Here is an 11,901-nt window from a genome sequence, read left to right as displayed (position 1 = left end):
GATGAGGTTGAAAAAAGTGAGCACAAAAATATTAATAGTAGAAGATGAGATAGATATAAGAGAAGGGATAAGTGAATATTTATCCGAAGTTGGATATGATGTTATGGTTGCCGAAGATGGGCAAGAAGGTATCGACTTATTCAAATCAAATGAATTTGATTTAGTTTTATTGGATATAATGCTACCAAAAATAAATGGGTTTGGTGTATTGAGCCAAATAAGAGAAATAAGCGATGTTCCTGTTATGATGCTTACTGCAATGACTGATGATTACAGTCAAATCATGAGTTTTAATGAAAAAGCCGATGATTATATAACAAAACCATTTTCGGTTGTAGTACTTCACAAAAGAATTGAAGCTTTGCAAAGACGTATCCAAGGAAGACAACAAAATAACAAATGGATTTATAAAGATGTTGAGGTGGATTTTTTAGGATTTTGTGCAAAGAAAGATAATAATCCAGTAGATTTAAAACCAAAGGAAATAAAGTTATTGGAATTATTAATTAAGCACAAAAACCAGGTGCTAACAAGAAATCAAATGTTAGATAGTCTTTGGGAAATAGACGAGGCCCCAGCTGATCGTGTTATTGATGTATATATTAAAAATCTTAGAAAAAAACTAGATTTAGATTGTATTACAACTGTAAAAGGTATTGGGTATAAGTTTGAGGATAAGTAATGAAAAAGATGAAACTATTCCAAAAAACATACCTATTTACAGTTGGGCTGATGGCAATTATCATCATAATTTCTCACACTTTGTTGTATATGCTTTTGCCGAGTTTTTATACTAATAAAAAGCAGCAAGATTTAGACAACATAAGCTATCAATTAACAGAGCAATTACAAAATAATAATTCAAATAAGAGCGATGAAATAGCTAAGAAATTTGCTGATATGCATAACATAAATATACTGTTGAGTGTAAATGGAAAAAATAAAGTATATGAAGGAATTAAAAGTTGTGATATATATATAAACCCAGATGCTTTAGATGAACAGTCGCTAGTTATCGACAATAAAACGGATTTTATAGAAGATAATAAGAAATCAAATTCAACAGAAGTTAAAAATGATTTTCTAAAAATTAGTGATTCATCATTACTTTACACTAAAAAGTTAAAGACAAAAGATAACGTAGATGCATCAATAAAAGTTGCTATGGATTTACAATATCTCCAGGAAGCGAGAAGTGTAGTATTTATGATATTACCATATTCTATCGGTATAAGTCTTATTATTTCATTATTTGCATCATATATATATACAAAAAAAATAACAAAACCAATAAAACAAATTTGTGACGTTACAAAAGAGATGCAAGTATTAAAAGAAGATGCGTATTGTGATATTAACACTGGAGATGAGATAGAGCTTTTAGCGACAAATATAAATAGTTTATATAAAAATTTATTAGATACGATTGACTCTTTGAAAGAGGAAATTGAAAATGTGAGTAAATCGGAAAAAAGCAAGGTAGACTTCTTAAGAAGTGCCTCTCACGAATTAAAAACACCTCTTATGAGCATACATATAATGCTTGAAAATATGATTTTGAATATCGGGAAGTATAAAAATCATGATGTTTATCTCCCAAAATGTCAAGAAGCTGTTGTTAATTTAAGTAGTATGGTTCAAGAGATACTAGACACATCTAGACTTAACTCTTTGAACGGCGAAAAAGAATTGAAAGAAGTAGATTTAAAAATATTGATAGAAAGTATTATTGAGCCATATAAAATTATCGCAAAATCAAAAAAAATCAATATGAACATAGATTATTCAAACTCATTAAATATAAATACTGATAAATCAATGTTAAAAAAGGCATTATCGAATATTATATCTAATGCAGTGAATTATACCGATAATGGAAAAAATATAAATATATATTTTGAAAAAAATTCATTAATAATAGAAAATGAGTGTAAACCAATAGAACAAAATCATCTAGATCATATATTCGAGGCGTTTTATAGGGCGGAATTTGACAGAAATAAAAACACTGGTGGAAATGGGTTGGGACTTTATATTGTTCAACAAATTCTAAAAACTTTAAATATCTCACACTCATTTGAAAGTGTGCAAAATGGTATGAAATTTACGATTAATTTTGAAGAAAATAACTTAATATGTTAACAAAAAAGTAGGGGCTAAGCTCCTACTTTTTGTATTTGTATATAGATAAAATATAAAAATATTGATAAAAATAAAAATCTAAAATAGTAAAGGAAATAATGAAAAATGTATTTAAATATATGGAAAAATACGAACTTTTTAATATATATGTTTTAATATATAAGTGAAAGTAGCATATTTTTTTCTTAAAAAATGATTTTTTTATTAATTAAACAACAAATTTTAATTTTTACAATTGTAAATTTAAAAGTTTTATAGTATACTAATTTCATATTAAGTTTACACACATGAAAGGGACACATGATGGAAAAAAGAGAAAAAGTAGTTTCGAGTATTGCAAATATTTATAAATTAGATGGACGAGTGCCATTATCTAAGGCAATTCCGTTTGGTCTACAGCACATTCTTGCGATGTTCGTGGGCAATTTAACACCAATTATGATGATAGGGAGTGCATCAGGTGTAGGGCAAGAACAGATGACTACGTTATTACAAAATGCTATGTTTATGGCAGGTATAGCAACATTAATTCAGTTGTATCCTATTGGAAAAGTAGGGGCAAAGTTGCCTATCGTTATGGGAGTAAGTTTTACATTCGTTACAATCTTATCTTATGTTGGAGCTCAATACGGCTATGGTGCTGTTGTAGGTGCAGTTATCGTAGGTGGTATCTTTGAAGGACTATTAGGATTGTTAGCTAAATATTGGAGAAGAATAATAACACCAGTTGTTTCGGGGGTTGTCGTTACAACGATTGGTTATTCGTTATTAACTGTAGGTGTACGTTCATTCGGAGGTGGCTACACTGAAAACTTTGGTTCTTTACAAAATATTATGGTTGGTACAATCACATTAGTTGCTTGTCTTTTATTTAATATTTTCGCAAAATCATTTTGGAAGCAATTATCAGTATTATTCGGATTATTTGTAGGATATATAGTATCACTTTGTTTAGGTATGGTAGATTTATCAGGAATTTTATCTAATGGAATTATAGCGTTCCCTAAACTTTTACCAGTTGCACCAGAATTCAACATAAACGCAATTATATCAGTATGTATTATATTTATGGTTTCAGCTGCTGAAACAATAGGAGACACAGCAGCAGTAGTTGCAAAAGGGCTAGATAGAGATATAACAGAAGAAGAAATCTCAGGTTCACTTTCTTGTGACGGTTTCTCAAGTGCTATAACAGGTCTGTTTGGATGTCCACCAGTAACATCATTCAGCCAGAATGTTGGACTAGTTGCTATGACAAAAGTAGTAAACAGATTCACAATAATGACAGGTGCTATATTTATGATTCTTGCGGGATTTGTTCCACCAATCGGTGCATTTTTCAGCTCTATTCCAGAATCAGTATTAGGTGGATGTACACTTATGATGTTCGGTACAATCGTAGTTAGTGGTATCGAGATGCTTGCAAGAGCAGGTTTCTCACAAAGAAATATCATAATTACAGCATTATCTTTAGCAGTAGGGATAGGATTCACTTCTGCAACAGAAGTAGAAATCTGGTCGATATTCCCTAAAATGATACAAGATATATTCAGCGGAAACTGTGTTGCAGTTGTATTCGTTGTTTCAATTATTTTAAACTTAGTACTGCCTAAGAATATGGAAATTGAGAAGTTGGCTGAAGCAGCTTAGGAAATAATTGAAGTAAAATAATAATAAATTAAAAGCAAAAATGCTACAAAGTAGGTTATCTATTTTGTAGCATTTTTTTATAATGTATAGGAAATTATAATTAGCTTTAAATTGTGGAATATAAATTAATTTATATTGTATTGTTTAAATTTTTAGTTTATATTAAAATAAAATATATTTTACCTTTATATGAAAAAATAGGTTATATAATTATAAATAGGTGGAGAAAGAGAATGAATAAAAAAGAAGCAATACTAAAAGTATACAATTGCATAAAAAAAGAAACAGCTAAGAAAGTTATAAGTATAGAGTTAAAAAAACAAAAAACACAACTTATAGATTCAAAAGTAGGAGGGACTCCATATTTACCTGTTGGTGCAGAAATTCCTGTTGATGATGATGGAAGACAACTTACATTATTAGCACAAATAAACTGCGAAGAGCTTGTAGGAATGGAAGATTATCCTCAAAAAGGATTATTACAATTTTTCATACTTATGGATGATTGTTATGGGCTGGATTTTGATAATCAAAATAAACAAAATACATTTAGAGTAGTTTACCATGACAGTATTGATGATAATGTAAAAGAAGAGGATATATTAAAAATATACAATCCTTATATTGAAGATGAGGATTATATGCCATTTGAAGATGAATTCAAGATGGTGTTTACAACTTATGAAGAAGGAATAACATCAGAAGATTTTAATTTTGATGAAATTTTTGTAAAAAAATACAACGAACTATTTCCTAATAATCAAATTCAAGCATTTTGGGACTTGGATGATGATAATGAAGGTGAAGAATCATTTGATGATATTCTAGAAGAAATCAACGATGAGATTTCAGGTTGCGGAAATAAAATAGGAGGATACCCTTACTTTGCACAATCAGACCCTAGAGAATATGACGGTCTTGATGTATATGATACTTTATTATTACAGATAGATAGTATGGACGATTATGAAAATGGATATATAATGTGGGGAGATTGCGGAGTTTGCAATTTCTTTATTAATAGGGAGAAATTAAAGAATTTAGACTTTAGTGATGTTTTATATAATTGGGATTGTTATTAAGAAGATAAATTTGAAAAATTAAAGAGATTTAATTATTTCCTCTAATTTTTCAGATAAACTTCTAGCACGTTCAAAATCAGTATCTCTAAGTGATGAGGCGATATCCATTTCAAGAGCCTTTTTCTTTTCTTCTATTTGAAGATAGTCTTTGTCAAAATGGTTAGCATATATCATTTTTCTGAATTTACGCATGCTCATTTTTCTTATTGTTATGTCTTCTATTAATAAGACATAGTCGGCACAGTTAACTATGAAATGATAGTCATGTGAAATCATTAAGATTGCGCCTCTGTAGTTTGAAATAGCTTTTTCTAATGCCATTTGTGAATATATATCTAAGTGGCTTGTAGGTTCATCCATTAATAGCATGTTTGCTTTACTTGCTGAAACTTTTGCAAGTTGAAGGATGTTTTTCTCACCACCTGATAATGATTCGATCTTTTGTGTAAGTATATCTGAACTAAATCCGTATCTTCCAAGATATCTTCTTATTTCACCATATGTTTCAAATCCAACATCATAGAATTCTTGTAAAATTGTGTTTGATTCATTTACAACTTCGCTTTGCATTTGCGATAAATATGCTAATTTGATGTTTTCGTCGATTTTTATAGCATCATTGTTATTTTTGAAAATTTGTTTTAATAAAGTAGTTTTACCAACACCGTTTGTTCCGATTATTGCAACTTTATCATTAGATTTTATCTCGAAGTTTACATTTTGTAAAAGCACTTCATCAAATGATATACCTAAATTATCTGTTTTTAATGCTATTATTTCTTCTTCGATTTCATTATTTGTTTCTAAGTTGATATATGGTTGTTTGATATCTACAAATGGATGTTTAATTCTATTTGCTTCTAATCTTTCTTGTATTTTAACTCTCGCTTTTAACGCTCTACCTCTAGATGCATCTGCATTGTAAGTTGCTTTTTCTCTTAATATTTTTATTAATTCTTCATTTCTTGCTATTTCCTCTTCATCAGCTATTGCCATCTCTTGTAATTCAATTTTTGTTTGAAGAAGAGAGAAGTTATAGTCAATATATCTTCCATCAAATTCTTGAAGTTCAGTGTTTTCAAGGTGGATGATTTTATTGAAACAATGATTTAATAAATATCTGTTGTGAGTTATAACTAAGATAGTTTTCTTGTGAGAATTAATTAAGTTTTTAAGTGAGTTAAGATTCTCAAAGTCTAAGAAAACATCTGGTTCATCCATAATCATTAAATCAGGATTATTAAGCATTTCTTTTATAACTTGTATAAGTTTGAACTCCCCACCACTAAGTTCAGAAATCATTCTGTCTCTGTGAGGAGTTAAGTTAGCAGCATTTAATTTTTTATTGATGTTGTTTTCATAATTATCACCATCAATCGCATCGAAAGCATCAAGTGCCTCTTGGTATTTTTCTAATAATGTTTCGATATTATCAGAAGTTACAATTTCAGAACAAAGAGTTGCTATTTCATTTTCAAGTTTTATAAATTCTTCTGCAATATATTCGAAAACAGTTGTTTCCTTATCTTTATCTCTTTGTGAAAATTGGCTTACGTACCCAATTTTTAAGCTTGGCTCCATTTCAACGTTTCCGTCAAATACGTATTTTTCAGGATCCATTATTATATCTATAAGCGTACTTTTTCCACTACCACTTGCACCGATAAATGCACAATGTTGACCTTCCTCTATTGTAAATGAAACATCAGTATAAAGGTCTTTTTGTGGAAAAGAGTACGACACTTTGTCAAATTTTATCATGTAATTACCGCTCTTTTTGATTCGCTTTTGATAGCATAACATTTTTTAGGGCTAATTTCAATTATTTAAAATTGGGATTTTAGATAATTCTTTATGCATAAATAATAAGCAATTTACAAAACATAAATAAGAATATTATTTTACATAAAAAGGAGGATTTTAACATGTGTACAGCTTTGAGTTTATTAACATTTAAAAAAGAACATTTATTTGGAAGAAATATGGATTTGGAATATACATTTGGACAAAGACCAGTAGTAGTTCCTAGAAATTATGAATACGTAGACAAAGTTTCTGGTGAAAATAAAAAGATAAAATATGCTATTACTGGTATGGCATCAGTTATGGATAATCACCCACTATTTGCTGAGGCTATAAACGAAGAGGGGCTAGGTTGTGCTGGGCTTAACTTCCCTGATGCATATTGGGAAGAGGACACTAAAGAAGGTATGGAAAATATGCCACCATATGACTTAATTCTTTGGATTACTGGTAATTTTGCAACTTTAGAAGAATTAAGACCATATCTAGATAAAATCAATTTAGTTGCAAGACCTTTTGCTGAAAATGTTGGACTTCCAACACTTCACTGGATGGTTACTGATAAAACAGGCAAAGCAATCGTAATCGAAAAGACTAAAGAAGGTTTCAAAGTATATGAAAACAAAGTTGGCGTAATGACAAATGCTCCATCATTTGACTGGCATATAACTAACTTGCGTCAATATATGAATGCGACTCCAGTTCAACCGACATCTGCAAATTGGAGCGATTTAGAATTAACTCCACTTGGTTCTGCAACTGGTGGAATAGGACTTCCTGGAGATTTTTCATCACCATCAAGATTTGTAAGAGTGGCATTTTTAAGAGCACAAATTCTTATGGAAGATATCGAAAACGACGGAATAATAGAATTTTTCCATATATTAAATAACGTAGCAATGGTAAAAGGATCAGTAATAACAAAAGACGGTAAAGACGAAATCACTCAATACAGTTCTTGCATGAATTTAGAAAAAGGACTTTATTATTATAAATCTTATAACAACAACCAAATAAACATGGTGGATATGCATAAGGAAGACTTGGACTCAAGTGAAATGAAGATATTCCCTTATAATGATATCCAAGTTGTTAACATTTTAAATTAAATGGTTATTATTGTGGAAGGGCTGTCGTAGTTTTTACGGCAGCCCTTTCGCTTTATTGTAATTTATTTTTGTTAATTATCTTTTTTTATTTCCGTTGATTCAAATTTTTTTGTATTTTTGATATTAGCTCTGTATTGTGATGGGGTGCAATTCATAAATTTTTTGAATGTCTTTCCGAAATAGCTTATACCGTTAAATCCGACATTTATGCAGATATTAGAGATTGATTCATCTGTATTATATAGATATTCAGTTGCTTTTAAAACTCTATACTCCATTAAATATTCAAATGGAGTCATTTTCAAAACTCGTTTAAAACTTCTACAACATTCGCTTTTGCTGATATTGCAAGACTTTGCTATATCATCTAGTGAAACTTCATGATTATAATTATGTTTTATATAATTAAGTGCTGTTTTCACTCTGTCATAATCAGGAGAGGTTTTTTTTGAAGGACTTTCAATTTTATCCTTCAAATTTCGTATAAGTTTAAGCCAAATCCAATTTATATTATTTACTATTTCAAGTTCATAACCATAGTCTGGAGAGTTATAAGCAGAATTAGTTTGTTCAATATATTTTAAAATTTCATTTTGCCAATCTATATCTCTTTTTAAAACTACAAAATCCAAGTTATTTGTATTTATAACAGCGTCCACATATTTTTTTCTTATAAGTGAGTGTTCACTTCCTGTGATAAGACTTTGATCAAACATAATAGAAATCATTTTACAATTGTAGTTAACAGGCTTGATTTGGTGAAGTACATTGGAGTTAAAAATAATACCTTCCCCAGGAACTAGAACTATTTCTTTACCACCAACTTGAAAACATATATCGTCATTCAATACATATGAAATCTGAAGATCTTTGTGCCAGTGCCACCTTATGTAACCTTCATCAAACAGACGAAATTCATCTGTATATATAAGAAATGGAAAATCGCCGCTTTTGTATTTAACTATTTCTCTATTATCATCATCAACTTCTATTCTAAATAATTGCATTTGGCCACCTCCTTTTAATTTGGCTAATATAGTTTCAATTTTGGTCAATATATTAATTGTTATATGTTGAAAATACTAATAAAATTAAGATGTATTATATTTAGTAAATCAATATATTTAAAACTTATATTAATAATAATTATATAGTAAAATTAAAATTTTATGAGAAAAAAGGAGATAAAAATGGATAAATTGCGTTTTAAAGGTATTATGTTAGCTATTTTGGGAACTACATTTTGGGGAGTTTCTGGAACTATTGCAGAATTTTTATTTAAATATAATTTCACTCCAGAGTGGCTTGTAGTTGTTAGAGTATTATTATCAGGTATTTTACTTTTAAGTTATGGTTTATTGAAGGGTGATAAAGGTGTTAAGGAAATTTTAAAAAATAAAAAAGATGTGCTAACTCTAATATCTTTTGGTGTTTTGGGTATATTGGGTTCTCAATATACTTATTTCGTAGCAATTAGATATGGAAATGCTGCAACAGCGACTATACTTCAATATTTGTCACCTATAATTATTACATGTTATGTTGCATTTTGTAGCAAGAAGTTGCCTAAAAAGAGCCAATTACTTGCAATATCATTAGCTATAGTCGGCACATTTTTTATAATTACAAAAGGAAATATAAATAGTTTATCTATATCAAAAGAAACATTACTTGGTGGATTGTGTTCAGCTGCAGCAGGTGCACTTTATACATTACAACCGGCTAATTTGCTAAAAAAATATTCAGCAATTACTGTGATTGGATGGGGTATGATAATCGGTGGAATAGCATTCAGCTTTATAAATCCACCATGGAAATTTAGCGGAACTTGGTCAGTAGCGACGGTTTCAGCAGTTGGATTTGTGGTTATATTTGGTACGTTATTTGCATATTGTTGTTATTTAGGAAGTTTGAACTATATTCAAGCAACTGAAACAAGTATATTAGGCGCCTTTGAACCATTATCAGCGGCATTCTTATCAGTTATATGGCTTAAAAATCCTTTTGGAATATGGGATTTTATTGGAACTGCTTGTATAATTATTACAACTGTGATTTTGGCTTACTCTAAGAAAGATGATGCAAAAGAAATTGTTGAAAATGATGAAGAAGAAGGTTTTGAGAGTATAGATAAAGATAAATCGAAACAATATATTTAGGAAATTATAAACTTAAAAAGTAGATCTAAAAAATTTGGGACTTTGGATATAAAATCTAGGGTCCTAAATTTTTTTTGAAAAAATTTTGTTGTAACTCTTGACATTACAACTCAAAAATAATACAATTTAGTTGTAATTAATAAGGTTACAACAAAGAAAATTGTTCATTGCCTTAAGTTATAACCACAAATGGCAATGGGGTATAGTTTATATAAAATAATATGGAGGTATCGAATTATGAAAAAAGTAGTAGAATTTTTACAAGCAAATCCAGTTCAATATTTAGCGACTGTTGGTCGTGATGGAAAGGCAAAATGTCGTCCATTTATGTTTTGTTTTGAACAAGAGGGGAAATTATGGTTCTGCACAAATAATCAAAAAGATGTTTATAAAGATATGATGGAAAATCCTGAAATAGAAATTTCTGTTTCTTCACCAGAATACGCATGGATTCGTCTAGCAGGAAAAGCAGTATTTGAAAATAATATGGAAGTTAAAGAAGGTTGCATGAATAATCCAATAGTAAAAGGTCAATATCAAACTGCTGATAACCCAATATTTGAAGTATTCTATTTAGAAAATCCACACGGTGTGATAGCTGATTTTTCTGGTAATCCACCTTATCAATTCTAGATAAATTAAAATATAAAAAATTTGCCCAATATTATTTATTTAATACAAAAGATAATGTTGGGCATAAAAAATATTAAAAAAGAGGAGGGCTAATATGCAAAAATATTTAAAAATACTTGTTGAAGATATTCATTCAACTACAGTTGCAACAATTGGTGCAGACGGACATCCACAAACTCGTGTAATAGACATGATGTTGTATGACGAAAAAGGTGTATATTTTTTAACTGCTAAGGGAAAAGTTTTTTATGAACAATTAATGAATCAACAATATATAGCTATTTCTGCAACAAAAGATAAGATAGCAATTTCTCTTAGAGGTAAAATCAAAAATATAGGATATGAAAAGCTAGATGCAATTTTTGAAAAAAACAAATATATGCAAAAAATATATCCAGATGATACAAGAAGTGCATTACAAGTATTTTGTCTATATGAAGCAGAGGGTGAATATTTTGATATTAGCGATCCTTCTCATATTGTTAGAGAGAGTATTGTTATTGGAGAAAAGGAAGTTCATCAAACTGGTTATTTTGTTGGAGAAGACTGTATAGGATGCAAGTTATGTTATTCTGTCTGTCCACAAAAATGTATTGATATTTCGAAAAAGCCAGTTGTAATAAATCAAAATAATTGTCTACACTGCGGGAATTGTGCAGAAATATGTCCAAAGCAGTGTATTGAAAAAAGAAACTAAGATTTATCAGCAATGTGTACTCGTTGACAGTGCAATAGCTATTTTATATAATAAAAGGCGAAAGAGAGGTGTTTTGTATGCAAATTTCTAGCAGATTTACACTTGCGGTTCATATATTTGCCTGCATCGATACATTTAAAGATGAATATAAGATAACGAGTGATTTTTTGGCGGGAAGTACAAATGTAAACCCTGTTATAGTTCGTAAAATATTAGGACAATTAAAAGCTGCAGGTCTTGTTGGAGTTGTGAGAGGGAGTGGTGGTGCATATATTACAAAACCACTAAGCGAAATCACATTTTTAGACATATATAGAGCTGTGGAATGTGTTGATAACGGGGAATTGTTCCATTTTCACGAAAATCCAAATACAAAATGTCCAGTAGGTCGAAATATTCATTTTATATTGGATGATAAACTTAAACAAGTACAAGATGCTATGGAAAGAGAACTGGCATCGATAACTTTAGAAGATGTGAAAAAAGATACAGAGAAATATATTGAAAAATAGCAGTTTGAGACTTGAGGAGATAAACTTGGGTCTCAAATTTTTTAATAAATTTTGTTGTAATGATTATCATTACAATAAGAATGTATAATACTATAATAAATAAGAAAGATAATA

The 11,901-nt window shown here is 29.5% G+C and carries 11 protein-coding genes; 9 read left to right on the top strand and 2 right to left on the bottom strand.

Annotation, left to right across the window (positions count from 1 at the left end; translation table 11 throughout):
- Positions 1 to 16: 16 nt before the first annotated feature.
- From ABCM86_RS01170 to ABCM86_RS01155, 4 genes are all read left to right on the top strand, one after another.
- Positions 17 to 682, top strand: coding sequence for a response regulator transcription factor (locus ABCM86_RS01170; RefSeq protein ID WP_022071747.1), 666 nt, complete (start codon positions 17 to 19; stop codon positions 680 to 682).
- Entirely contained in the window at positions 682 to 2,142 is a 1,461-nt protein-coding gene (locus tag ABCM86_RS01165) for a HAMP domain-containing sensor histidine kinase (protein ID WP_007285601.1), read from the top strand. Before ABCM86_RS01170 ends, ABCM86_RS01165 begins: the two co-directional genes overlap by 1 nt.
- Before the next feature lie 303 nt (positions 2,143 to 2,445).
- On the top strand, positions 2,446 to 3,792 hold the full coding sequence (locus tag ABCM86_RS01160) for a nucleobase:cation symporter-2 family protein (RefSeq protein ID WP_295571418.1): 1,347 nt from the start codon (positions 2,446 to 2,448) through the stop codon (positions 3,790 to 3,792).
- 233 nt (positions 3,793 to 4,025) lie between these two features.
- A complete protein-coding gene (locus tag ABCM86_RS01155) occupies positions 4,026 to 4,874 on the top strand; it encodes a YwqG family protein (protein ID WP_343003289.1) in 849 nt (282 codons plus the stop codon).
- Positions 4,875 to 4,892: 18 nt separating this feature from the next.
- On the opposite strand, the gene ABCM86_RS01150 is transcribed toward ABCM86_RS01155, so the two are convergent.
- A complete protein-coding gene (locus tag ABCM86_RS01150) occupies positions 4,893 to 6,635 on the bottom strand; it encodes an ABC-F family ATP-binding cassette domain-containing protein (protein ID WP_343003288.1) in 1,743 nt (580 codons plus the stop codon).
- A gap of 164 nt (positions 6,636 to 6,799) precedes the next feature.
- On the opposite strand from ABCM86_RS01150, the gene bsh reads away from it, so the two are divergent.
- Positions 6,800 to 7,786, top strand: a complete 987-nt coding sequence (gene bsh / locus ABCM86_RS01145; protein WP_343003287.1) for a choloylglycine hydrolase — start codon at positions 6,800 to 6,802, stop codon at positions 7,784 to 7,786.
- A gap of 71 nt (positions 7,787 to 7,857) precedes the next feature.
- On the opposite strand, the gene ABCM86_RS01140 is transcribed toward bsh, so the two are convergent.
- Positions 7,858 to 8,793, bottom strand: a complete 936-nt coding sequence (locus tag ABCM86_RS01140) for an AraC family transcriptional regulator (protein WP_343003286.1) — start codon at positions 8,791 to 8,793, stop codon at positions 7,858 to 7,860.
- Positions 8,794 to 8,976: 183 nt separating this feature from the next.
- Between ABCM86_RS01140 and ABCM86_RS01135 the strand changes: the two genes are divergently transcribed.
- The 4 genes from ABCM86_RS01135 (at position 8,977) to ABCM86_RS01120 (ending at position 11,787) form a co-directional block, all read left to right on the top strand.
- The gene (locus ABCM86_RS01135; protein ID WP_343003285.1) at positions 8,977 to 9,945 is read left to right on the top strand and encodes a DMT family transporter; all 969 of its coding nucleotides are present in this window, start codon (positions 8,977 to 8,979) and stop codon (positions 9,943 to 9,945) included.
- 237 nt (positions 9,946 to 10,182) lie between these two features.
- The gene (locus ABCM86_RS01130) at positions 10,183 to 10,578 is read left to right on the top strand and encodes a pyridoxamine 5'-phosphate oxidase family protein (protein WP_048926206.1); all 396 of its coding nucleotides are present in this window, start codon (positions 10,183 to 10,185) and stop codon (positions 10,576 to 10,578) included.
- A gap of 94 nt (positions 10,579 to 10,672) precedes the next feature.
- Positions 10,673 to 11,275 (top strand): 4Fe-4S binding protein, encoded by a 603-nt coding sequence (locus ABCM86_RS01125; protein WP_343003284.1) that lies wholly within the window; start codon positions 10,673 to 10,675, stop codon positions 11,273 to 11,275.
- 77 nt (positions 11,276 to 11,352) lie between these two features.
- Complete coding sequence (locus tag ABCM86_RS01120; protein ID WP_295675503.1) at positions 11,353 to 11,787, top strand: Rrf2 family transcriptional regulator; 435 nt, start codon at positions 11,353 to 11,355, stop codon at positions 11,785 to 11,787.
- Positions 11,788 to 11,901: the final 114 nt, after the last annotated feature.

This window comes from Clostridium sp. 2218st1_F5_2218SCRN_220325, from assembly GCF_039062665.1.
Classification (GTDB): domain Bacteria; phylum Bacillota; class Clostridia; order Peptostreptococcales; family Peptostreptococcaceae; genus Intestinibacter.
Note: the sequence above shows the minus strand (reverse complement) of the source record. Positions and strands in the feature narration are given on the sequence as shown.

Excerpts from the sequence above, each read along its gene's own strand:
- ABCM86_RS01165 (WP_007285601.1), top strand. The coding sequence starts at position 682 with ATGAAAAAGATGAAACTATTCCAAAAAACATACCTATTTACAGTTGGG.
- ABCM86_RS01160 (WP_295571418.1), top strand. The coding sequence starts at position 2,446 with ATGGAAAAAAGAGAAAAAGTAGTTTCGAGTATTGCAAATATTTATAAA.
- ABCM86_RS01155 (WP_343003289.1), top strand. The coding sequence starts at position 4,026 with ATGAATAAAAAAGAAGCAATACTAAAAGTATACAATTGCATAAAAAAA.
- ABCM86_RS01150 (WP_343003288.1), bottom strand. The coding sequence starts at position 6,635 with ATGATAAAATTTGACAAAGTGTCGTACTCTTTTCCACAAAAAGACCTT.
- bsh (WP_343003287.1), top strand. The coding sequence starts at position 6,800 with ATGTGTACAGCTTTGAGTTTATTAACATTTAAAAAAGAACATTTATTT.
- ABCM86_RS01140 (WP_343003286.1), bottom strand. The coding sequence starts at position 8,793 with ATGCAATTATTTAGAATAGAAGTTGATGATGATAATAGAGAAATAGTT.
- ABCM86_RS01135 (WP_343003285.1), top strand. The coding sequence starts at position 8,977 with ATGGATAAATTGCGTTTTAAAGGTATTATGTTAGCTATTTTGGGAACT.
- ABCM86_RS01130 (WP_048926206.1), top strand. The coding sequence starts at position 10,183 with ATGAAAAAAGTAGTAGAATTTTTACAAGCAAATCCAGTTCAATATTTA.
- ABCM86_RS01125 (WP_343003284.1), top strand. The coding sequence starts at position 10,673 with ATGCAAAAATATTTAAAAATACTTGTTGAAGATATTCATTCAACTACA.
- ABCM86_RS01120 (WP_295675503.1), top strand. The coding sequence starts at position 11,353 with ATGCAAATTTCTAGCAGATTTACACTTGCGGTTCATATATTTGCCTGC.